The following is a 24,370-nucleotide window of genomic DNA, read 5'->3' on the forward strand; positions in this document are numbered from 1 at the left end:
ACAAGTACTCCTTTATATCAATAAGCTACTGCGTTTTTCGAGGTTAAAAGAAAACCTTTGTGAACTATCTCTAAGAGACTATCATCAGTATTCGCTTTTTTCATTAGTATAGCCATAATAATTGGGTCGCTTATAACGATTTTCAACTCACGAAGAAATATCATTAATTATGCTTATCCGTGATTTAAATCACACAATATGAATTCTGTTTCACTAATCAATCCATAAAATGATCTAGGTTCAAGGTATGGAGTGATAAAAGGCATATGATCTACCCATAAGTCAGTAGAACATAATGCTGATAACGGAGTAGTAGGTGGTAAACACCTATAAGTTTAGTTTTAGGATATATTTTTAAAGCGCATAAACGGACAGTAACTGTAATCTAATTAAGAAGGTTCTCATGTCAAACAATACTCGTATCGAAGAAGACCTGTTAGGTAAAAAAGAAGTTCCAGCTGATGCCTATTATGGTGTTCATACTCTGCGTGCGATTGAAAACTTTTATATCAGCGACCGCACTATTAACGATGTCCCAGAATTTATTCGTGGCATGGTAATGGTAAAAAAAGCAGCCGCGCTTGCTAACAAAGAACTGCACACGATTCCTCGTAATATCGCAGATACCATCATCAAAGCATGTGATATTGTTTTGAACGAAGGCAAATGCATGGATCAGTTCCCAGTTGACGTATTCCAAGGTGGTGCGGGCACATCACTGAACATGAATACCAACGAAGTTCTGGCAAACATCGGTCTTGAACTGATGGGCCATAAAAAAGGTGAGTATGAGTTTTTAAACCCAAATGACCACCTAAATAAAAGCCAATCAACCAACGATGCATACCCTACCGGTTTCCGTATCGCAGTTTACAACTCTGTTCTGAAATTAATCGACTCTGTTGTTTACCTGAAAGAAGGCTTTGAAAGAAAAGCTGAAGAGTACAAAGACATCCTGAAAATGGGTCGTACTCAGTTACAAGACGCAGTACCAATGACTGTTGGTCAGGAATTCCATGCTTTCGCGACTCTTTTAAAAGAAGAAGAGAAAAACTTAAAACGTAGCATCGATTTACTGCTCGAAGTTAACTTAGGTGCAACAGCTATCGGTACTGGCTTAAATACAGCGCCTGGTTACCAAGAATTAGCCGTTAAGAAATTAGCTGAAGTAACAGGCTTAGCATGTGTACCATCAGAAGATTTGATTGAAGCAACTTCTGACTGTGGTGCATACATCACTGTTCACGCTAGCCTGAAACGTTTAGCCGTTAAACTGTCTAAAATCTGTAACGACTTACGTTTACTTTCCTCTGGTCCTCGTGCGGCGCTGAAAGAAATCAATCTGCCAGAATTACAAGCAGGTTCTTCTATCATGCCAGCAAAAGTTAACCCAGTAATCCCTGAAGTTGTTAACCAAGCATGCTTTAAAGTTATGGGTAATGACATCTGTGTCACCATGGCTGCTGAAGCAGGTCAATTACAGTTAAACGTAATGGAACCAGCAATCGGTCAAGCAATGTTTGAATCAATTTCACTGATGAGCAATGCATGTCGTAACTTAGTAGAGAAATGCGTCAACGGTATCACAGTAAACAAAGAAATCTGTGAAGCGTTCGTATTCAACTCTATCGGTATCGTGACTTACCTGAACCCATTCATTGGTCACCATAACGGCGATATCGTTGGTAAAATCTGTGCTGAAACTGGTAAGAGCGTACGTGAAGTTGTCCTAGAACGTGGACTTCTGACCGAAGCAGAATTGGATGATATCTTCTCTGTAGAGAACCTAAAGCATCCAGCATATAAAGCAAAAAGATTTGATGACTAATTATTTATGAGTTTCATAGATAATTCTTAAGAATAAGGGCACGACTTTCCACCGGATAGCGTGCCTTTTTTCATGAACGCACACACAAATAATTAACATAATAGTTTCATAATTTTCATTTTGTCGAGGAGTAAACACTATGTTAGCCGTAGAATTTGTCATTGTTCTGCTGGCCATTTTTTTAGGGGCCCGTCTTGGTGGGATAGGTATCGGCTTTGCCGGTGGCCTTGGTGTTCTGGTACTCGCTGCTATTGGCGTGAAACCGGGTACCATTCCATTTGACGTAATCTCTATCATCATGGCTGTTATTGCCGCTATCTCTGCAATGCAAATTGCAGGTGGTCTTGATTACTTGGTTGCTCAAACAGAAAAATTACTGCGCCGCAATCCAAAATACATCACTATTCTTGCCCCAATCGTGACTTATTTCCTGACCCTGTTCGCAGGTACCGGTAATATCTCATTAGCAACTCTGCCAGTTATTGCAGAAGTTGCGAAAGAGCAAGGTGTGAAACCATGTCGTCCACTGTCTACTGCGGTAGTGGCAGCTCAGATTGGTATTACTGCTTCCCCAATTTCTGCAGCGGTTGTTTACATGGCGTCAGTCATGGAAAACCCAGCAATGGTTGGTGCAGGTAACACAGTTAGCTATATCACGCTGTTAGGTGTTTTATTACCATCGACATTCCTTGCCATTATTTTAATGTCATTTATTGTTTCTTGGACATTTAACTCTAAACTGTCCGATGACCCAATCTATCAAAAACGTTTAGCTGAAGGTTTAGTTGAACTGCGCGGTAGCCAAGTCAAAGAAATCAAACCAGGTGCAAAATCTTCTGTTCTGCTGTTCTTACTCGGCGTTGTCGGCGTAGTTTGTTATGCAATCATCAATAGCCCAAGCGTGGGTCTGGTTGAAAAACCATTGATGAATACCACTAACGCTATCCTGATTATCATGCTGACTGTTGCGACATTAATCACTATCCTGTGCCGTGTTAACACTGATGCAATCCTGAACTCAAGTACCTTTAAAGCTGGTATGAGCGCCTGTATCTGTATCTTAGGTGTTGCTTGGTTAGGTGATACTTTCGTACAGCACAACTTAGACTGGATCAAAGCAACTGCGGGTGACCTGATTCATGAACATTCATGGATGTTAGCGGTTATCTTCTTCTTCTGTTCTGCTCTACTGTATTCTCAAGCAGCTACCGCTAAAGCGCTGATGCCAATGGCACTGGCTCTGAACGTTAGCCCACTGACTGCAATCGCATCTTTCTCTGCGGTATCTGGTCTGTTCATTCTGCCTACTTACCCAACGCTGGTTGCGGCGGTACAAATGGATGACACCGGTACAACTCGCATTGGTAAGTTTGTCTTCAACCACCCATTCTTTATTCCGGGTACTATCGCTGTCGCATTTGCCGTTACCTTCGGCTTCCTGTTCGGCGGTATGATGTTGTAGTCAATATTCGTTAAGTTAATTATCGAATGATAAAAGCCGTGGCATTAAAACCACGGTTTTTTTATTCTCGAAATACCATCACGATATAACCCCTTCCCCCGTTCCCATTCGCTTCAAAAACAATTGCTGATAACGCCACAGGGTTTTGGCATCAACACAATGATAATCCATATCAAATTGTGCGGCGGTTTGCTGAATAATATTGGCGAGAGCCGGATAATGTCGATGATGCCAGTTGGGAAAAATATGGTGCGTTAGGTGTAAATTCAACCCACCTAACCAATACGTCAGCCATTTGGGCGTGGTTTGCCAATCGTAGGTGGTTGAAAAAGTATGGGTATAAAAACCCTGCGCCATACGCCCTGATTCTGGTGCGGTATAAAAGGTAGCTTTTGCCCAGTGTGTACCGAGGATCAGCACCACAAAAATTAGCGAGGCGAGCATCTGGCTAAACAGATAAACCGTCAATAATGTGCCGATACCGATACCATAAGGGGATAAAAACCCATACGGTAATAACAGAGCCAAACAAAGATGCAGTACTTTACTCAGCAAAAACAAGCAAATACCTTTAGCTCCCTGATGGCGCATTTTCGGCGCGACACGTGTGAAATGAAAGCGGTCAAACCAATCATATCCCCAAATCAGCGCGGGAAACGTCATCGCCGCAATCAACGGCCAATATAAATGCTGCCAACGCATAAATGGATACCAGCGTTGATAAGGCGTTTGCCGCAGTAAAAAGTTTTCTTCTATATCCAAATCATAATGACGAATATTCGTATGGGTATGATGAAAGAGAATATGCCGAACCCGCCAGCAATCTGGGTCTAATCCAAGGGGAATAGTCACCCAAAAATTCAGCCACCGATTTGCCCAGCCATGCCGAAATACTGCGTTATGGGAGGCATCATGCACCACATTGATCGCCAGTAATAAAGCAAAAAATATAAACAGTGGATAGCCAATAAAAAAAGTGATTCCCCCCTGAGAGGTCATCATTAAGAAATAACAGCTAAAACAAGCCAGAATTAATAGCGTATTTTTCAGGTATACCTTGGCATTCGCAAAACGGTGGTCACCCTTTTCTTGCAGGTACCCGTTTGCGGCTTGCTGTAATGCGCGATGAAACGCCAAGTCATCTTTATGACGAAAAGAAAGTGGTGGTAAATCACTCGGTTTGCGCATCGGTTTTATCCACCTTAGTCACTCCGAATCCTACCAGCACCAATAAACTGTGCAGCCACAATACGCCACTCACAACCAACCAAAATGGCATTAACCAACCTGCACTTAACACCCACGCCGCAATCATCGTCGCCACCAAAAACCAGCTCCATTTACCCCATAGATAACCGCTTGATAACCCCGACAATGCTACGGTTCCTAAGGCTAACAAGATAAAGAGCCCAACTTGCACGCCAGTGGTGCCATTAAAACCGTAGCCATACAAATAAATGTAGCCAATCACCAATGTGAATAGCAACAATGTACCGCTTACCAAGAAGATTTCCTTAATCTGATAATGGGTTTCACGCGGCTGTTTCAGCCCATTTTTCATACCCAAAATACGGAGAAAAGGACGGTTACTGTCAACAAATGGATTTTGGGTCGCAGATTCTCCCCCAATACCGTATTGATGAGGGGTTTCAGGAGGTTCAGAAAATGAACCAAATAGTTTATCCCAAATAATAAAGCTGCCACCAAAGTTACGATTGGCATATCCACCCGATTTAATATGATGAACTCGATGGTGGTGCGGTGTCACCATCAATTTTTCTAGCCATCGGAAACGGGGGATCACACCACTGTGATTAAAGAATTGGATGGTGTAGTGCAAAATAGAAATTGCCATAAATACCGCCAATGGCACGCCCATTAAAGCAAGCAGTAAAAAGAATGGAATCGAGGTCAAGGAGGAATACCACGAGTTACGTACCCCAAGGGACAGGTTAAAATGTTCCCCTTGGTGATGAACAACATGTACCGCCCACAATAACCGGTAGCGATGGTGCAAACGATGTAACCAATAGAAGCCGAAGTCCCAAGCCACTAAGGTAAATAACCACACCAGCCAGATCGGCCAGTGATCAACAATTCCCAATGAAAAATGAGTGACCACAAACCCATAGCAAAATAGCTCTAATCCACGAAACAACCACAGCATGATGTGCCCGGAATTAAGGTTAAAAACCACATCCCGCCAACTAAATGAAGCGCGTTTCTGCCGCGCGATAATCACGGCTTCAGCCATGACAATCAGCAACATAAAAATAACGGGGAACGTTAATTCATTCATTTGTTGCCTCCTCTACACCTTATCTCCCTGAAACACTGAATCACTAAAATAGCGATTAATGCACACACGACACCACCAGCGACATCAATAAACAGATGCCGCTTAAGCTGCAAGACAGAAAAAATAATCACTAACGCCCACACTAGCCACAGTAAGTTTTGAATGGGTTTTCCTTGTCGCCATAACGCAACCAACGAAATTAAGGTTAAAGAGACATGCAAAGATGGCAGCATATTTTGTGGTGTATCCACTTGCAGTAATCCGACTAAGGCTTGTTGCGTCAATCCATTACCGAGCTCTTGAGGAAAAATCGCAGTAGTTGGATAGAGTAAATAAACCATCCCCGATAGCACAGCACACAGTATCATTTGCCACATTAGCGGTTTCACTTTTACTGACTCAGACAACAGATAGCCACAAGGAATAAACAGGAAAAATGATAGATACAGCCAAATAGCACTTGGGGAATAGGCAATATAATTATCAATAATACTCGGGGAAATAAGGTGCGCAGCATCGTGAAAATGCCCAGTAAAAGAATAAATAATGCCTACTGTTCCCCAGCCAAGTAATAAATAACTGCCTCGTAACACTAATGAAAAGGATTTCATCACTCCGCCTCCCGCGTGATACGGCGTCGCTTCACCGCCATCGAGCACACTGGCAAATGATGCCTCAGTGTCCACTGCACATTGGAGGTTTCCGCACCTTGCTGCGCAAAATAGTAAGTTAGTGCTTGCTGACATTTCTGTAACTCAGCATCATCGCATTGCGCCGATAAGGTAAATTGAAGTCCTTTTTGATGCAGTCGAAAATCGGTTTCAGTGGGCAATGTATTGCAAATAACGCGGTTGCACGCGTCCGCAAATAAGCGAATCGGTTCCCCTTGCGAATTTTTTAATATTAATTGGTCGTCGCAGCGCCCCTCAATACGCTCAATGGCGGTTTGCACATCACCGCAAGGGCATGGTGCTTCCCGTATCACCAGCACATCATCCAGTTGATAGCGAACAATAGGCTGAGTTTTGCGCGTAAAATCCGTAATAATCGGGGAAAATCGGCGTTCATCCAGCCAATGTTTCTCAATATGGAGAAATGCTTCATTAAGATGTAAAGTTCCATGGGAACAGGTGCAGCCAAGAAACCCTTCTGTTGCCTGATACACTTCTCCCACCGCAGAAAAAACCCGTTGAAGTTTCTCTTTATCTTCTTTCTCAAGCACCTCTGCCACTGAAATCACTTTCTTTGGGGTTAGCGAGCACTCACCAAGCTGCTGACGCCGAGCAATTTCAACCAGCACCTGAGCAGGTGCAACAATAATAGTTGGCTTCCATTGAGCTAAAGATGACAAATTTTCGTCAAAATCCCCTAATAGGTCGTAGAATTGAAATGACAGCCAGCGGTTACTCACGCTTTCATATAAATTATTGTTAGCCCTAAGAAATAATGCGACTCGCTCACCCGCAAACAGTCCTTCAGGCAACATTTTAGCTAACATAATTCCTGACCACTGTGCTTGCTCATTCTGGCTGACGGCAAAAACACCTCGACGCCCCGAGGTACCTGATGATAATCCCACACTGAATTTCCCAACCGTGGGTGAAAAATCCCGTGAGGATTCACTGCGTTTTGCACAAGCTAGCAGTTCCTCAACCTTGAGTCCTTGGGTATTCATGCTATCAAAGTGCTTCATCATCAATACCTTATTCATCAAAGGCCATTGAGTTAGTGGTTGCTCACAATAATCTGCAAAATAGGGGCTATGGCACAAATCGCGCTGAATAAATTTTGAAAGTTTACCTTGCTGGTATCGCTCTAAAGCCTCACTGTCTTTAAATTTCAATCTGCGCGCTCGCCAGTAATACCACAAAATTTTCAGCAGCTTCACAAATCGCCCTCATGGCATAATTGGATTGGTATATGCCGTTTATCAATATGATGCAGTTTATTTAGAGTTTCGTAATAAGCTTGGCTGTCATCCATAATTAAATTGGCAATCGCCATGGGACCACGCATTTCTCGGTAATTAGTCGGCGACCATGCTGCATCCACAGCTAATAAAATCCATCCATTATCCGTTGCGACACACAGCCCGGTATGCCCCGCCGCATGCCCCGGTAACGGCACTGCAATTAACGTTTTCTCTGCATTGATGGCAAAGCCATATCCCAATTCGGCTAGCTCAGCGGGTAAATCTATCTTCTCAAAACCTTCATAGAACTGCGCTCTCACCTCAAAATCTTCGGGGATTAACCCTCGAACAAATGCCTTACGTAGCGCCGAGAATCCGGTTAAATCTCGTGTTTTTTCCCAGCCTTCCCCAGAGCATATGAATGGCACATTAGGAAAATCACGCAGCCCAGCAATATGATCACCATGGAAATGAGAAATAATCACGCCAGTAATATCCGATGGCGTGATTCCATCAGCGTTGAGTTGTGACACTAACGCATCTTTGGCGTCAAAATAGACTGGCGTGACTGCGCGATAAAAACGAATAATGCCATGACGAGTATGATCATAAAAATGGTCGGCATAGCCGGTATCAAATAGCCAACGTTGATCATTTCCTTCAATCAACCACGCTCGCGCAGGGAATTTACAGGCTTTCATACTGGCGCCTTTGAGAGCAACACAGCCGGGATGAGTACAATACCCCACTTCAAATACCCGAATATTCATCATTTCTCACCCTTTTGATGTTGATTAAGCCACTGAGCGGTACGAGCGATCCCTTCAGCCATTGAATAACGCGGATAGTAGCCTAGCTCATTCTGAGCTTTCTCATTATTCAACGTCATTGTGAAATAGGCGGCACCCAAGCTATAACGGGTTAATAATGGCTCTTTGCGCTGTAAAACCGCCATTTTCTCCAAACAAAATGCCAGTCCATATAACAATGGATAAGGTGCAGATTTCACCTGACACTGGGTTTCTGTTTGTGAAAATAGCGCTCGAAGCGTGGTAATCAATGGCTGTGGATCTTGATTGGTAATATTAAATACCGAGCCGCTTTGCAGCGGTTTTTGGGTTGCCAATATCATCGCATCCACTACGTTTTCGACGTAGGTCAAATCAAAGGCATTCTGCCCACCACCGGGTAAAATAAGTTTTCCATGACGAGCACGAACTTGAGCCATTAACCGTGGTAACAGCACTCGGTCATAAGGGCCAAATAGCCCTCGAGGGCGCAAAATCACAAATGTGGTTGCCGGATAACAAGGCACCATGCTGGCAATTTCCTGCTCTGCCAGAAATTTGGTTCGAGCATAATCGTTGGCAAATTGGCGGTTTGTTGTCGACTCAGGGATATCTTGTTGATGGGTAAAATTAAAATAGATTGCTGGCGTGGAAATATGAACAAATCTTTCGATACCTTGGTCTGCGGCGGCTTGAGCTAATGTCCGTGTGGCTAGCCAATTCACTGCTTCAAATTCTTGTCTGTCTCCCCAAGGTGCCGATAATGCCGCGCAGTGCCAAATTCCCTGACAATCTGCCATCAGTTCGTGAGCCGCTTCTCGTGTTAACGTCCCCAGATCAATGGGACGAAAACTCGCACCGGCTTCCATCAATAACTGACCTACCGCCAAATCACGTCCACAGGCGACCACTTCGTGACCGTCTCGCAGCAACTTTTCCGTCGCATTACGCCCTAACCCACTTGTCGCTCCCGTGACGAGAATTCTCATGGCACTATCACCATCGCAGATAAAGCTAGACCCGCAGCCGTTCCCACCAGCATGACTAACGATTTTCCATAAAAGCGGTCAGTAATAATAGCTTCATGTAATGCTGAAGGAATCGATGCCGCCACTTGATTACCTCTTGTGGCGTAAATATCCACCAATTGCGCTGGAGTGACACCCAGTCGTTTTCGCATATGCTCTAGGGATAAATGGCTCGCTTGGTGAGGTACCACCGTATCAATTTGTGACAAACTCACTCCCGCCTCGGATAAAATGCGCTGCATAAAATCTTCCACCATCGCAGACGCCATCTTAAACAGCGGTTTGCCTTTCATATGGAATAAAAAGTCACTTTCTTGCATGCCTGAACGTGGATTACATCGCGTACCACCGGCCCGAATTTCACACAGGTCTAAGCCCTCTGGATACGTTTCCAGACGAAATGACAATATGCCACTATGACCATCGCCCCGTTCCACAATCGTACAAGCTGCACCATCACCAAAAATTAATGATGACTCTTCATGCTCCCAATCAATTCCTCGGGAAGCAATATCCGCGGAAACAATGGCAATTCGCTGATATTGATTCGTCGCCAATAACCCAGCAGAGACTTGCAAAGCGGATAAATAACTCACACAGCTAGCATTGATATCAAAGCAGGCAATTCCAGAAAGTAGTGATGAGCAAGATAAAATATGTGCCGCGCTACAAGGTAGTGCTTGAACAGGGATAGCCGAGGCGCAAATCAATGCATCAATCGAGGATGGGGCAATATTTTGGCGGATCAATGCATCTTGAATCGCTGCCGCGGCAAGTTCGGCTTGGCTATCGGTATTTGAAGCATGATAGCGCCAGCGAATACCTGAGCGTTTTTCAACATAGCCGTTGGATTTATTGAGTCGTTTATCAAGCTCTGTTGATAAAACTTGCTGTGAAGGTAATGCAACACCGGATGCCACTATTTTGAGAGGAACCAGCGAAGTCGAGTTGAGCATCTGTTTATTTACCTATTATTTTTTATTAATCCTACCATTTATCAAATTACGTAACGTCATGGTATAGGAAAAAGCGCATATAAAATAAATAGCGTCAAAACAGAGATAAAACTTACCTAAAAATCCTACCCAACCTTTTTGAGATCACTTCACGCTATCCTCATCTAATTTCTGATGAAAGTGATTGACCAATTTTAATCACTCTAGCCACATTAGATGCAGCAACTTCTAAGTTGTGCTCCCCCTCGCCCAATACTTTTTCTAAGGTGTCTAAGCGAGGTAAAATACTAAATAACGCACTTATGCCTTGCGTATGCAAAGAACTTGCGCCGTCACCGAGTACACCACTCAATGCAATCACCGGAACTTGATGTTTAGCCGCTAATTTTGCTACGCCAATCGGGGCTTTGCCTCCGGCAGTTTGCCCGTCCATGCTCCCCTCACCAACGATCACTAAATCTGCATCCATCAGATGCTGCTCTAAATTCAGCGCTTCCATGACGAGATCAATACCCGATTTTAATTGCCCATTTAAAAATGCGGCAACCGCAACGGCAATACCACCAGCGGCACCGCCGCCTTGTAGGTGGCGGTAATCGTGTCCAGTCAACTGTAAAATAAGCTCTGCATAATGATTCAGCGCGTGATCTAACATTATCACCATTTCTGAAGTCGCCCCTTTCTGAGGGCCAAAAATAGCTGCGGAACCTTGTTGTCCCACCAATGGGTTAGTTACATCACAGGCGACATCAATAATGCAGTCTTGTAAGCGGGAGTCTAAACAGGAAATATCAATCTGGTCGATTTGGCTTAATATATTGCCTTCAATACCAAGAAGCTTCTGATTTTCATCATAAAATTTGACGCCTAATGCTTGAAGTGCACCGACACCACCATCGATAGTTGCACTACCACCAATCCCTAAAATAATGCGTTTTGCTCCTCGGGATAAAGCATCGAGGATTAATTGTCCCGTCCCATAGCTGTTAGTGAGCATTGGATTACGTTGTTCAGGTGCCACCAGCATTAAACCGCTTGCTTGCGCCATTTCAATTACCGCCGTCTGTTTTTCTGGCAACAAGCCATAATATGCAGTAATCGGGGCCCCTAGAGGATCGCGAACGGTCAACGTAACTTTATCCCCTTGCAGAGCAGCAATCAGTGTGTCTAATGTCCCTTCCCCACCATCAGCAACAGGCAATGCCACATATTCTGCTGCCGGAAATACGTGACGAAAACCACGAATAATCGACTGCGCAGCAACATTAGCACTTAGACTTTCTTTGAATGAATCTGGGGCGACGATAATTTTCATCAGTTAGCTGTCCTTTATATCTCTAAGATGCACTCAAATATAAAATAACCTATTTAATCTAATCATCAAAAACACTAAAAAACGATTTATTTATTACTAATTAAATATGAATATTTCTTACGAAACACTTGTATTAATAATATATATATAAGTGTAACAATCCATTGCTTTATTCATATTCTATTATTATTTTTTGATTAAATTTACGATTATATAGATACGAATTTAAAACCAAATTAAAATAAAAAAATCGGTTAATTTAATATTATATTTCTAAATAAGGTGAATTTACAAAATATATAACCCATTATTCAAAGTTACTATCCATGAATGGAGTGAGTACAATAGTTCTAGTCTATCGAAATGAGTCAATCAATCCGCGATAAAAATTGGTAATAATGGGGGCTTCCTTGTTAAATACACACCATGATTGTAACAATCAAAATTAGACAACTTCGACTCACTAAAGATAATATTTTTTAATTATTGATGCGATTATCTTAATAATCCTCGCATGGAGGTATCATGCTCACTGATCAACAATTCGATAGTATCGAAGTCTCGACGTATATCGGGACATTTCTAAAACGTCGTCGAAAGGGGGCTGGATTAACGGGGGCTGAACTCGCCTCACGCTTAAGCATTAGCCAACAGCAGATTTCTCGCTATGAGCGCGGTGTTAATGCGATTACGATCCAAAGTCTTTTAGGAATTCTGCATGCTTTAGAGTTAAAGAAGCATGATATTGATGATTTCCTACAAAATATTTTCCATTTTTACTATATCGATATTGATATGGAAAATAAATTATTGAATTAGACAATTTATTTTTAATAAAAACAAATAATTAGTCATGGAGAGGAACTTACCTCTCTATCTCTTTTGCCACTCTATTTTTGTCAATTTAATCCCTTCCCCCCATCCTTCCTCCTCAAATACCGTTGAACTTATAACAAAGTAAATCCCTATAAATCGGTTTTGATCATTGCTATGATGAGAAAAAATCTGCAAATCTGGTGATGGAGATAATAATGAGTATCCAGCGAGACACGATCCTGAGTCATGCACTAAACCAACTAGAAAAACAGGGTTTATCTGCATCCACCGAAAACTTACTGACTGAAGTCGAATCCGATTTTACCACGCTCCGCCAATTCTGGCCTGACGATGAAGCACTGGTTTATGACGCTCTGCGTTATCATGGACAACAAATTGAAATTTGGCAGCGTCAAACATTATTAAATGAACAACTCAGCCCACAACAGAAATTAATGGCTCGCTACCAACAATTATCAGAGAAAGTCCGTGAAGGACGTTTCCCCGGCTGCTTATTTATTTCCGCCTGTAATTACTATCCGGATGCTGAGCATCCAATTCATCAGCTTAGCCGCCTGCAAAAAGCCAACTCATTTAACTTCACTAAGCAATTGTTAGATGAACTTGATATTGAAGATGCCGAATTGGTCGCCAATCAAATGGAGTTAGTCCTTGAAGGCTGTTTAAATCGTCTGTTGGTCAATCGAGATATTAATGATGTCGAAATTGCTCAGCAACTTTCTGAAGATATTTTAAGCATCGCATTGTGCCGTAAAAAAGGCGCTTTAAGCTAAAAAAAACCATTCGCGCGTTAAACAGGCTGTTTTTGTCGAAAAAGAAAACACTCGATCACAAAAAGGTTTTTTTTATCAAAAATGCATTGACGAGAACAGCCTAATACGGTTTAATGCGCCCCGTTGCCCGGATAGCTCAGTCGGTAGAGCAGGGGATTGAAAATCCCCGTGTCCTTGGTTCGATTCCGAGTCCGGGCACCACTATTTAAAGAACCCGCTTAATTGCGGGTTTTTGCTTATATAAACATTGATAATTCATCTCTCCCCCTCATCCTAGCTATCTAAACAATCCCGTATTTCTCTAATCATCCCATTGTCTCGAAAAATCCTAGCTGAAAACCTGCATAAAATATGGCTTTAACGTATAATCCAATCTCTTGGGCCTTTGCTCACTTCACACAGTGTCAACGTCATCATAAATACTATTTAGCCCCTTGTACTTTGATGGGATTTTGAAACTAAATTGATCGGGTGGGATATGCTGGATTTTCTAAAAAACTATGACAACCTAACTGTCAGTGAAAAAAAAGTATTAAAATATCTTACTGATAATATCGCGGATATTCCCTATTTAAATATTAATGAATTAGTTGCTAAAACCTTTGTGTCTAAAACGGTGATAATTAATTTATCCCAAAAATTAGGATTTAGTGGATTTAAAGAACTTAAATTCCAGATTAATAACCATATATTATCTCAAAATAAAGCAGAGAAAAAAAATCCTGCTTCTTATAAAAAACAGTTAGAAAATAATATCCATAAAACTTTTACACTGATTAATGAAGAGCAAATTCATGATTGTGCAAAAACCTTACGCCATTCACGCAATATCTTTATTGTTGCGCGAGGAACGAGTAAAGCTGTTGGCTACTACCTAGAGCACCTACTCTTCTCTCTTGGGTTACACTGCTTTTTTATCAATGATTACAATCTATCTGACTCTTTTACACGCCTAGTCAACAAGGATGACACCGTCATTTTCATCTCCCTTTCGGGGGGCACTAAAAAGATCATTGAAACTGCAAAAATCGTGCAACTCAAAGATGCCAATATTATTAGCATGACCGCATTCCATACCAATGAACTCACCGCCTACTCCACCAATAGCTTATTTTGTTTTGCTGATAGTTATGATACTAAGCGCGATGATTCAAAATCGAGAACGGGATTCTTTATCCTTGTCGACCTATTGATTAATGAACTGGAAAATATGTTGTTAAGTTCGAATTAAAACTACCTTTTTATTTTTTATTAAAATTAAATTCTATTTAACGATATTACTTTATTAATATCTACCTATTCTTTTTCTCGTTATTTACCCAACCAAAATGACCTAGGTCATAAATAATGACCTGAGATAATATTTAAAACCGCAATATCATTTCTTTTAAAAAACCCAGTGCTAGTATTTCCCTAATTTCAATATTCTTCGTCATAAGGAAAAAATATGGCTAAAAGAAAGTTTGGTGAGTCAATCCAACGCTTTGGTAGGACCCTACTCCTCCCCATTGGCGTGTTGGCTCCAATAGGTATGATACTGGGGATCAGTGGTGCATTAGTTCAAACCTATATGATTGCGCGATTCCCATTCCTCGGCAATGAAACTGTTAACGCATTATTAATCAGTATCCGCTCTATTGCTGGCGTCATCTTCGATAATATTCCATTGCTATTCGCAATGGGTGTCGCTTATGGGATGAGCCAACGCGATAAAGGAATTGCCGTCTTTGCCTCCGTTGTCGGCTATCTCGCCTTGATTATCACTATGAACATCTGGCTGGTGCTCACAGGTAAACTCGCTGACCCAGCTATCATGGGACAAGTTGGGCAAATCAAGGTTCTCGGGATACAAACCCTGAATATCAGTGCTGCGGGGGGGATTATCACGGGCTTAATCGCCGCATGGGCAACGGATAAATACTATAATCTTGAACTCCCAACAGCCTTTGCTTTCTTCTCTGGTAAAAAATCCGTCTCCATCATCATGATCGGGTTGATGATCATGGTGGGCGCAACCTTACCGTTTATCTGGGAAGTACTCGTTCAAGGCTTAATGAAACTCTCGGCTGTGTTCCTCAGCCCTGTAGGACCATTCTTTACTGCGGGTGGCGAACGCCTGTTTATTCCATTTGGCTTACACCACGTTTGGAACGTGCTATTTAGATTTACAGAAGCCGGTGGTACTTATGTTATTGATGGGCAAACATTTGTTGGCGTTGTTCCTGCACTGACTGAAGTCCTATTTAAGCAAGGTCCTGACAGTGAATACTGGGCGATGATGCCAAGCCTGACGCGCTTTATGGCACAACAGCAAATGCTGGTGACGCTGTTCCTGTTCCCTGCCATTGCGTTAGCCATTTATAAAACGTCTAAGAAAGAGAACCGCGCTGAAGTCAAATCGATGCTGGTAACCATGGTATTGACCGCCATGCTCGGTAACGTGACGGAACCTCTCGAATTTACCTTCGTATTTATCGCACCGCTGCTGTATTTAATTTACGCCATCATAGTGGGAATTGGGGCGGTGCTGCTCTCCTTCGCCGGTGTCGCTATTGGTTATATTCGAGGCACAGTATTTGACTTCACTATTTTCGGATTACTGTACGAACATACCAACTGGATATTCTTAGTGATTATTGGTGGCTGTTTAGCCGTCGTAACGTACTTTATTTTCTACTGGGCGATAGTGAAATTTGATATCAAAACACCAGGTCGTGAAGAATCTAGTAACTTGAAAAATACTTTAATTAAAGAAAAACGTTATGGGGAAATTGCTGAAATTCTGATTCAAGCCCTAGGTGGCAAACAAAATATTCGTAACGTTGATAACTGTATTACCCGTATGCGTATTGATGTTGGTGAAGTTAACCAGATCGATAAAGAGTTAATGTTGGAATCAGGATGTACCGCATTCTTCTTTCCATCGGCAAACCACGTCCACGTCGTTTATGGACCGAAAGTTGAATTTGTTCGCAACGCTGTTGATGAAGCAATGAAGAAATAAAAAGGATATATGATGAGAGCCTTATATGATTCTAAAAGTAAAACTATCGATGACCGTGGCATAAAAGCGCTGCTATCGAATGAAGCCAAATACAATACTTGGTTGATGTTTGAATCCATGTTAGCTCAAGCACAAGCTGAACTGGGGTTCATTCCCCAGTCTGCTGCCGATGAAATCAAAGAAAAGGCAGTGATTGAGAATATTGATTTCGAAGAAATGAACCGGATTTATCAAAAAATCGGCCATGGATTCGTGCCTTTCTTAAAAGTGTTAGTGAACGCCTGTTCTGAGGAAAGTGGAAAATATATCCATTATGGGATTACCACTCAGAATATTCAGCAAAGTTCACAGCTGTACATGATGAAGACGGTGCATAATAAATTTATGCTGCTGTTAGGTGAGATCATCGAAAACTTATCAGGGCTGGCAGAAAAAACCAAACACATGGTCATGGCGGGTAGAACTCACGGACGCCATGCAATTCCAATTACTTATGGGTATAAAGTGTCTGTGTGGATCAGCGATTTTATTGATTGCTACCAACGCATGCGTGAATGTGAGAAACGCGTATTTACCATCATGATGGGGGGCGCTGTTGGAGCCTTTAACTCAATGCCGGGCATTGGTTTAGAAGTGCAAAAACGGGTAGCTGAGTTAACCGGTATGCATGCAATGGAGGTTCCATCCAGAAATCTAAGTACCCATAAATTAGAGTACATGGCGAACTTAGCCCTGATGGCGAATATCTGCCATAAAATTGGTGAAGAAGTTTATAGCACAACACTTGAAGAAATTGCTGAAGTCTCTGAAGGGTTTACCAAAGGCACGGTTGGCAGCAGCACTATGCCACACAAAATTAACCCTAAATTAGCCAAAGGGATCATTGCGAACTCCCAAAAATTATACTCTTTACCGAGTGTTGGGATGTACTCAGCAGTTAGACCGTATGAAGGTGATAGCAGCTCATACATGCTCTTTGATGGGCTAATTGAAGAGGCTTTAGAGCTGACAACTGAAATCCTCTTACGAACCGAGGAACTATCAAGAACCCTCGTTCCTCACGAAGATAGAATGTTGCATAACGTACTCAGAAATAAAGGGCTCGATAATACTGAATACGTAATGATGAAAATGGCGGAAAAACTCGGCAAAGATAAAGCCCACTCACTACTCTATGAAGAGGCAATTAAGACTGCCGCTGACGGTGAGGACTTCTATACCAATTTAATCAAAAACGAAACAATTACCGCAGCTTTTAGTAATGATGAAATCAAAGCAATGCTCGACCCTCGTTCTTATATTGGCTTGTCTGTTGAGATTGCAGAAAAAGAAGCGAAGCGTGGTTTAGCAACGGTGAAAGAAATTAACCAACTGTATAAATAAATGCGAGTCTACTAATAAATAGAGTACCCTATTTAAAATTATGGGGTACTCTTTTTTAATTGGCAATAAATCAACAATTTCCTCTTCAATAAAATTATCAATAGTTTTTTATTTCTTTATTTTTCATCAAAAAATTAATACCTAAGTAAAATACACTACCTATTATATTTAAATTTGTTACATAATCTAATGCTATTGTTATCACTTCTATTCTATTCTAAATAAATCTATTCAAAAATTAATAATTATATTTAAAAACAATAAACCTTTTAATTTTACTCATTTAATTATCATGCTATTTGTTCTAAACCCGTGCTATTAGCCTGTTTTATATGTGATTAACCAGTCAATAAATCTACTTTTTAGATAAAAAGGAAGTTTTTGAGATGCCGTTCAAACATTTATTTTTATAAAACACACATCATCGCTGCGATTCTATTTTTTGATTCTTAATTATCGTTATTAATTTATTTATAACAAAGGTATCAGAATGAACAAAGCACATGTGTCAATACCATATACTCATCATAAAAATAAAGTTTCCGTAAATAAAAAGCTTTTTCAGCTTTCAGTTATTACTTCTGCACTGCTATTTTCCGGTTATACCCTCGCATATTCAGAAGCGGGACAAATTGGTGACAAACAGAGTTGGGAAAGCCAAGAATATAAAAATGACTGGGGACTGGCGGCAATGAATGCCTCCAGTGCTTATGCCCTTGGTTATCATGGGCAAGGCGCTAAAATTGGCGTAATGGATTCTGGTGCACTGTTAACTCACGAAGAACTCAGCGGCTCCCGCTTCCATGCGGTAAAAGCCAAAGGTGAGTATGGCTCAACAGGCATGCGCTACCCACAAGAAATGGGTGGAAACTATCAAAAAGACCAGCCATTTGATGTCGATGGAAATTGGATAAAAGGCGTCAATGATACCCACGGAACCCATGTTACTGGTACTGTTGGGGCAAATCGTGATGGAAATGGTATGCACGGTGTTGCTTGGGGTTCTGATGTCTATGTCGGTAATACTGGCGCAACAGATAGCAATAACTATGGTCCTTATCAAGACTATCAATATTTCTATACTGGCTGGAAAGCAATGGTCGATGACGGTGCTCAGGTGATTAATAACAGCTGGGGTACCAATACACGGATTATAAATACAGTAAAAACAACCGGCCCTGACGGAGGTAATACCACCGTTCATTTACCTGCTGATACCACTCAGCAAACTGAATACGAATATTTCTATTTCAAAAAAGTGTATGGCGACAAACCTTCTTTTGTCGATGCAGCCTATGATGCGGTGAAAGGCACCAATGTGGTTCAAGTCTTTACCACCGGTAACCGTGATTTTGCTAACCCATACTATCGTCCTCTCTACCCTTACTTTAATCCACAAGCTGAAAAACATTGGATTGCAGTTGCAGGCATGAAACAAAATGCGGCTAAAACTGGCTATGAACTAGAAGGTATGTTCAACGAAGCGGGCAATGCGAAATGGTGGACTGTCGTTGCACCAAGCCGTGCTATCTACTCGACTGTTGTTGATGAAGAGGGTAATCCAGGTTGGGATACCTTTAGCGGAACATCTATGGCAGCCCCACATGTTACCGGCGCTATGGGTGTGTTGATGTCTCGTTATCAATCCATGAATGCCCTGCAAGTTCGCGATGTGATGTTTACCACTGCCAATCGTTACAATCCTGACGGCTCTCTGTATAAAAATTGGACTTCCGCAGATGGCGTACCCGATGAGCGCTACGGCTGGGGTACACCAGATTTAGAAAAAGGCATGTACGGTCCGGGTCAATTCCTAGGTAAATTCGAATATAACTTAGATTCCACCCCACTTGATGTTTGGACTAACGATATCTCCCAAGCAGCGCTCGATCAGCGTGAAGTCGAAGATCTTGCATGGTTAACCGACTATAAAAATAACGGTATCGATGCGGGAGGAAATTACGAATTAGGTGATAACTTCGTTGTTAACGATGGTAATCCAGACCCTGCGTCCCACATTGTCGATATCAATGATGCTAAAAAATGGCGTCAAGAGTATTACCAAAAACGTGCCGAAGCTATTCAAGCCAAAATCGATGCGGGTTTATATGACGGTGCATTAGTGAAAAAAGGTCAAGGCGCTTTGGTCATGACTGGCGACAACACTTATCGTGGCGGTACTACCGTTGAACAAGGCACACTGTATGGCTTCACTGAATCTTTCGGTACTGCGGATGTGAATGTAAACGGCGGTACAATCAGCGTGATCGACCGTTATAACGACACGTTCACTCAAAAAGGTCAGCTGACTTCTAATCAAAGTCATAAAGCCAACATCAATATCAATGATAAAGGCACCTATTTGGTTGCTGTGGGTCACAATGCAAATGTCGGTAATCTGACGTTAAATCAAGGTGCTCAACTCGATGTAGCCGCAAGTGATGTCGGCCAATTAAAAGATGTTTATCTGAATGGCAATACCGTTCAAGGTACGGTGAATGCAGATAATCTAGTGGATAGCCGTGCAAAAGCTAAAGCCTTAGCAGCAACGCCAAATAATACGATATCGGATGATTACGCATTATTCCAAAAAGATGTTTCTGTAAAAAATAATACGATTACAGGCTCAATTAGCAAAAAAGGCGATACAACTTTAGCGACCTTTGCAAACAATGAAAATGGCCGTGCTATTGCGAATACATTAGACAGTAATGCAAAAGGCCAGCTGTTTGATGCTGTATTACCAATGAGCGCAAATGACCTGAGTAGCACCTATCAATCATTGGGCAACGACATGCTACTGAATGCGAACACAGCAAGTGTAGTGAACGTATTAGGCTTAACCCGTACCGTGAAAGATCAGGCTATTGGTGTCGGTCATGGTCGCTATGCTAACCTCGAAAACAGTAATGCTCGTATGTGGATGACTGGTGTAGGTCAATGGGGCAATCTGGACTACGGTTATAGCAATATGGACGTGGATTTCTACGCAGGCTTAGTCGGTGCAGAAATTGATGTCACTGAAAATACCAAAGCAGGTCTGTTCTTCGGGGCTGGTTCAACCCATTATAAAGCTCACGAATACGGAAAAATTGACAGTAATGACCTCCATGTCGGTCTGTATGGTGTTTCCAACATCAAAGATGTAGCCGCAGTAAACTATGGTATTACTCACACTAACCAAGATCGTGATGCTAAACGCACATTATGGGTCGGACAAACTTCAGGTTATAACTCCACCAGCTATGATGCAAAAATCACTCAGTTCTTCTTGGAAGGTGCTTATACCCAGTTGAATAATGATAAATACTCTATTGAACCGTATGCTGGATTTAACTGGCTACATGTTTCAACAGACAGTATCAATGAGCAAGTGGGCAATATGCAGTTCAGTACTAAAACTGACAATCAAGATATCCAAGTGGGTACCATTGGTTTACGTGGTGGTTATCCATTCACTGCAGGCAGCATCAACATGGCTCTGAAAGGCGATGTCTCTGCAAGCCACCTGTTTGGTGATAACCGTCCGGAAGCTCAACTGTATTTATCTAATTCCGGTGAAGCGACTTTACGTGGTGGAAAACTGGATAACCTATTCGGTGTAGGCTTAGGTGTTGATGCTCAGTTGAATAAATCAACTACCTTCGGAGTTTCTTACCAAGGTCAGTACAATAGTGATGTGAGTTCAAGTGGTATTAATGCAACACTGAAAGTGAATTTCTAATCACACTTTGAGTCTGTAAAAATGTTGGGCTCTGTCTTTACGGAGCCCAACTTTTACTATTTTCATACTGATTAACGAAGCGCATGAATATCAGAGGGAGATAACCCAGTAATTTGGCTAATAATATCGACACTCAAACCTAACTTTAAGCTCATTATCGCTTGTTGTTGTAGATTTAGTGCCATTTGTTGCTGATAATGTTGACGTTCATTCGCTAATTTTTGTTGGCTAATCATTCGTTCCTCTTTCCTTCCTTTTTCCATGCCTTTTTCCATTCCTTCATTTCTCAATCGCTGTGCAATATTCATCACGGTTTCCTGATGCTTTTCTGTTTGGTCAACCAATGTTTTTACTATATGAGTATAAGCAGGAGTGTCCATAACGCTAAAGAGGTAATTAATGATCAAAATAACATCATCTTGATGATTCTGATTATTATTAAGTACCTGAGCTAAGCGTTCCGATAATCCGAATACGTCACCCCGTAGAGATGCATGCTTAAAAACTAACTCCATCGCAGCGACTTTTCGGTGATTCATAAGTTCATCATCACATGCCACCGTGACATCCACTAACGGCAGTGGATTGCAATACAAATCATGAGCTAAATCAGACCACTGAAAGCAATCCGTCCATGATTGGGAATAGGGATAAGGGGATTGGTTTCCATGATAAAACAAGATGGGAACCACCAACGGCAAAGATTGGTGCCCTTGCTGAAGATGCTGGTTCATCGCGCAAAATGCGTAATGCATCAGCCGCCATCCCATCAGCTTATCGGGAGAAGATTGGTGCTCAACCAAGAAGTAAAAATACCCCTTACCCTTGAGCGTTTGCACGGAATAGAGCATATCCGAAAAGCGAGAGCGCAGCGTTTTATCCACAAATGAAGCACTGGCTAATTTCAACGTATCAAAATTGCAAAGGTGTTTAATGCGATTAGGAAGATGGACTTCAAAAAAATCCCGCGCATTATCCACTTTGCTCATAAAGCCTTTAAAGGTTGAATCATGAGGAGCTACAATTGATTGGGTCGCCATCTCGGCCTCATCTTGGTTCGGAAGATGACGAGATACTAACCAATATCTTCAGGAGAGTGAGAAAAAGTTAGTCCTAATTACCGAGAATTAGTTAACAATTTAATGCATTGTTTTTAATCGAATTATTTACTTATTTCATCCATAAAAAAATACCCCAATCTGCGTATTGCTCATTGAGGTGTAATTCAAAATAAAAAGATTTTTTAATTTACTCTGCGGGAAAATTTGGACCGATTAAATCAATACGATCAGTACAAATAGCGTCCACGCCCCAATCTAATAATAATTTCGCTCGTGCAGGGTCATTCACCGTATACACGAGAATATGCAGTCCTGCGGCTTTTAATTGACGAACTCTATCTTCATCTAATAACAAATAATCTAAATGGATAGAGACACAGCCTAAACGTGTTGTCAGTTCACGCCAATCCTCGCGCCACTCCTCCAGCAATAAACCGCGTGGCAATTCAGGTGCTGCGGCTTGAGCCGCTTCAAGAGACTCAACGGAAAATGAAGAAAGTAACGGTGCTGTTTGACCTTGCCATAATTGACGAGCCGCCAGAGCAACCACGGTGCCAGTCTGGGTTTCTAAACCCGTAGTTGGTTTGATTTCAATGTTCGCCATCATGCCGTGCTGTTGGCAACGCTCAGCAACTTGCGATAATAATGGCAGAGGCTCGTGAGCAAACTCTGGGCTATACCAGCTACCCGCATCAATTTTAACTAATTGTTCCCAATCAAGCTCTCCCGCAATTCCAGCTCCGCTACTGGTGCGCTCAAGAGTGTCGTCATGGAGTAAAAAAATTTGGCCATCACGAGATAATTTAGCATCAAATTCAATCATGGTATGCCCGAAGCTCGCCCCCACATCAATGGCGGCAAGCGTATTTTCCGGTGCTAATTTTCCACCGCCTCGGTGGGCGACAATTTTTGGATAAGGCCAATGACTCATAAACGGTGTCCATATTGAGTATCAAAAAAATGCTGATGGGCTTGAGGAATATCAAGCCACAGCGTAGTACCGACTTGCGGTCGCTGTTCATGACCAAGACGAACAATCACTTTTTGTCCGCCCCATTGACCATGCACTAAGTTATCAGCACCAAGCATCTCCAGCGTTTCTACAATCAATGGAATGCCCCCTTTAGACGCGGAGCTAAGCTGTAAATGTTCAGGTCGAATTCCTAACGTTAACCCATGCCCTACCCACTGTAAATATGACTTACCCAGCGGAAGAGATATTCCACCCACTAGCTCAAAACGAGTCCCATCAGAATTCAAAGTACCTTCCAATAAATTCATTGCAGGAGAGCCAATAAAGCTGGCAACAAAGCGACTCGCAGGACACTCATAGACCTCCACTGGAGAACCAATTTGCTCGGCAATACCTTTGTTCATCACCATCACGCGCTGTGCAAGTGTCATGGCTTCAACTTGGTCATGAGTCACATATAAACTGGTGGTTTTTAAACGGCGATGAAGTTGTTGCAGTTCAAGACGCATTTGCACGCGTAGTTTGGCATCTAGGTTAGAAAGCGGTTCATCGAATAGAAAAACCGCAGGGTCACGGACAATTGCACGCCCCATCGCTACCCGCTGACGCTGTCCGCCTGATAGCTCACGAGGTTGACGTTTAAGCAGGCCATCAAGTTCTAAAATACGCGCTGCTTCAGCCACCTTTTGGCGAATAATTTCTTTCCCCATACCGCGAATTTTCAACCCCCACGCCATATTGTCTTCCACACTCATATGGGGATAAAGTGCATAGTTTTGGAATACCATCGCGATACCGCGCTCTTTTGGTTCAAGATCGGTAACACGTTTTCTATCAATCCAAATATCCCCACTGGTGACTTGCTCCAGCCCCGCGACCATACGCAATAACGTGGATTTCCCACAACCGGATGGTCCCACCATCACAATAAATTCACCGTCAGCAACATCCACCGTTAAGGGTTTAATCACTTGGGTTTTGCCATCCCAACTTTTACTAACAGCCTGTAGTTTTAATTCTGCCATGG

The 24,370-nt window shown here is 42.1% G+C and carries 19 protein-coding genes and 1 tRNA gene; 9 read left to right on the plus strand and 11 right to left on the minus strand.

From position 1 onward, the window contains the following. The first annotated feature begins 403 nt into the window (after nucleotides 1-403). Both aspA and PROVRUST_RS08360 read left to right on the plus strand, forming a co-directional pair. On the plus strand, nucleotides 404-1,828 hold the full coding sequence (aspA, locus tag PROVRUST_RS08355; protein WP_006814341.1) for an aspartate ammonia-lyase: 1,425 nt from the start codon (nucleotides 404-406) through the stop codon (nucleotides 1,826-1,828). A gap of 139 nt (nucleotides 1,829-1,967) precedes the next feature. Then, nucleotides 1,968-3,290 (plus strand): anaerobic C4-dicarboxylate transporter, encoded by a 1,323-nt coding sequence (locus tag PROVRUST_RS08360; RefSeq protein WP_006814342.1) that lies wholly within the window; start codon nucleotides 1,968-1,970, stop codon nucleotides 3,288-3,290. 78 nt (nucleotides 3,291-3,368) lie between these two features. Here PROVRUST_RS08360 and PROVRUST_RS08365 read toward each other — a convergent pair whose 3' ends face one another. From PROVRUST_RS08365 to PROVRUST_RS08400, 8 genes are all read right to left on the minus strand, one after another. Further along, nucleotides 3,369-4,478 (minus strand): acyl-CoA desaturase, encoded by a 1,110-nt coding sequence (locus PROVRUST_RS08365; protein ID WP_006814343.1) that lies wholly within the window; start codon nucleotides 4,476-4,478, stop codon nucleotides 3,369-3,371. Continuing rightward, entirely contained in the window at nucleotides 4,462-5,589 is a 1,128-nt protein-coding gene (locus PROVRUST_RS08370; RefSeq protein ID WP_006814344.1) for a sterol desaturase family protein, read from the minus strand. The genes PROVRUST_RS08365 and PROVRUST_RS08370 overlap by 17 nt, the downstream gene beginning before the upstream one ends. Beyond that, nucleotides 5,586-6,200, minus strand: coding sequence for a phosphatase PAP2 family protein (locus tag PROVRUST_RS08375; protein ID WP_006814345.1), 615 nt, complete (start codon nucleotides 6,198-6,200; stop codon nucleotides 5,586-5,588). Before PROVRUST_RS08375 ends, PROVRUST_RS08370 begins: the two co-directional genes overlap by 4 nt. Continuing rightward, nucleotides 6,200-7,477, minus strand: a complete 1,278-nt coding sequence (locus tag PROVRUST_RS08380; protein ID WP_006814346.1) for a F390 synthetase-related protein — start codon at nucleotides 7,475-7,477, stop codon at nucleotides 6,200-6,202. The genes PROVRUST_RS08375 and PROVRUST_RS08380 overlap by 1 nt, the downstream gene beginning before the upstream one ends. After that, a complete protein-coding gene (locus PROVRUST_RS08385; RefSeq protein ID WP_006814347.1) occupies nucleotides 7,474-8,274 on the minus strand; it encodes an MBL fold metallo-hydrolase in 801 nt (266 codons plus the stop codon). Before PROVRUST_RS08385 ends, PROVRUST_RS08380 begins: the two co-directional genes overlap by 4 nt. Next, entirely contained in the window at nucleotides 8,271-9,278 is a 1,008-nt protein-coding gene (locus PROVRUST_RS08390) for an NAD-dependent epimerase/dehydratase family protein (RefSeq protein ID WP_006814348.1), read from the minus strand. Before PROVRUST_RS08390 ends, PROVRUST_RS08385 begins: the two co-directional genes overlap by 4 nt. After that, nucleotides 9,275-10,273: a 3-oxoacyl-[acyl-carrier-protein] synthase III C-terminal domain-containing protein gene (locus PROVRUST_RS08395; protein WP_006814349.1), complete on the minus strand. Its 999-nt coding sequence runs from the start codon at nucleotides 10,271-10,273 to the stop codon at nucleotides 9,275-9,277. Before PROVRUST_RS08395 ends, PROVRUST_RS08390 begins: the two co-directional genes overlap by 4 nt. Before the next feature lie 160 nt (nucleotides 10,274-10,433). Further along, the gene (locus tag PROVRUST_RS08400; RefSeq protein ID WP_006814350.1) at nucleotides 10,434-11,588 is read right to left on the minus strand and encodes a glycerate kinase; all 1,155 of its coding nucleotides are present in this window, start codon (nucleotides 11,586-11,588) and stop codon (nucleotides 10,434-10,436) included. Between the two features lie 525 nt (nucleotides 11,589-12,113). Here PROVRUST_RS08400 and PROVRUST_RS08405 point away from each other — a divergent pair. The 7 genes from PROVRUST_RS08405 to pta all read left to right on the plus strand — a co-directional run bounded on the left by PROVRUST_RS08405 (nucleotide 12,114) and on the right by pta (nucleotide 21,309). Beyond that, a complete protein-coding gene (locus PROVRUST_RS08405; RefSeq protein WP_006814351.1) occupies nucleotides 12,114-12,407 on the plus strand; it encodes a helix-turn-helix domain-containing protein in 294 nt (97 codons plus the stop codon). Between the two features lie 218 nt (nucleotides 12,408-12,625). Continuing rightward, the gene (gene dicD / locus PROVRUST_RS08410) at nucleotides 12,626-13,198 is read left to right on the plus strand and encodes a division control transcriptional repressor DicD (RefSeq protein ID WP_409264020.1); all 573 of its coding nucleotides are present in this window, start codon (nucleotides 12,626-12,628) and stop codon (nucleotides 13,196-13,198) included. 125 nt (nucleotides 13,199-13,323) lie between these two features. Next, nucleotides 13,324-13,399, plus strand: a tRNA-Phe gene (locus tag PROVRUST_RS08415). A gap of 277 nt (nucleotides 13,400-13,676) precedes the next feature. Continuing rightward, nucleotides 13,677-14,429, plus strand: a complete 753-nt coding sequence (locus PROVRUST_RS08420; protein WP_006814353.1) for a MurR/RpiR family transcriptional regulator — start codon at nucleotides 13,677-13,679, stop codon at nucleotides 14,427-14,429. Between the two features lie 216 nt (nucleotides 14,430-14,645). Next, nucleotides 14,646-16,202, plus strand: coding sequence for a PTS transporter subunit EIIC (locus PROVRUST_RS08425; protein ID WP_006814354.1), 1,557 nt, complete (start codon nucleotides 14,646-14,648; stop codon nucleotides 16,200-16,202). A gap of 12 nt (nucleotides 16,203-16,214) precedes the next feature. Further along, nucleotides 16,215-17,585: a class-II fumarase/aspartase family protein gene (locus PROVRUST_RS08430; protein WP_039854793.1), complete on the plus strand. Its 1,371-nt coding sequence runs from the start codon at nucleotides 16,215-16,217 to the stop codon at nucleotides 17,583-17,585. Between the two features lie 490 nt (nucleotides 17,586-18,075). Next, nucleotides 18,076-21,309 carry an autotransporter Pta gene (pta, locus tag PROVRUST_RS08435; RefSeq protein ID WP_006814356.1) on the plus strand — a complete coding sequence of 1,078 codons (3,234 nt, stop codon included), beginning with the start codon at nucleotides 18,076-18,078 and terminating at the stop codon, nucleotides 21,307-21,309. A 71-nt stretch (nucleotides 21,310-21,380) separates the two neighbouring features. On the opposite strand, the gene PROVRUST_RS08440 is transcribed toward pta, so the two are convergent. From PROVRUST_RS08440 to PROVRUST_RS08450, 3 genes are all read right to left on the minus strand, one after another. Beyond that, nucleotides 21,381-22,349, minus strand: coding sequence for an Rpn family recombination-promoting nuclease/putative transposase (locus tag PROVRUST_RS08440; protein ID WP_006814357.1), 969 nt, complete (start codon nucleotides 22,347-22,349; stop codon nucleotides 21,381-21,383). Between the two features lie 208 nt (nucleotides 22,350-22,557). Further along, entirely contained in the window at nucleotides 22,558-23,301 is a 744-nt protein-coding gene (ugpQ, locus tag PROVRUST_RS08445) for a glycerophosphodiester phosphodiesterase (protein ID WP_006814358.1), read from the minus strand. Then, nucleotides 23,298-24,368 carry a sn-glycerol-3-phosphate import ATP-binding protein UgpC gene (locus tag PROVRUST_RS08450; protein ID WP_006814359.1) on the minus strand — a complete coding sequence of 357 codons (1,071 nt, stop codon included), beginning with the start codon at nucleotides 24,366-24,368 and terminating at the stop codon, nucleotides 23,298-23,300. The genes ugpQ and PROVRUST_RS08450 overlap by 4 nt, the downstream gene beginning before the upstream one ends. Nucleotides 24,369-24,370 lie beyond the last annotated feature (2 nt).

It is taken from the genome of Providencia rustigianii DSM 4541, assembly GCF_000156395.1.
GTDB lineage: Bacteria > Pseudomonadota > Gammaproteobacteria > Enterobacterales > Enterobacteriaceae > Providencia > Providencia rustigianii.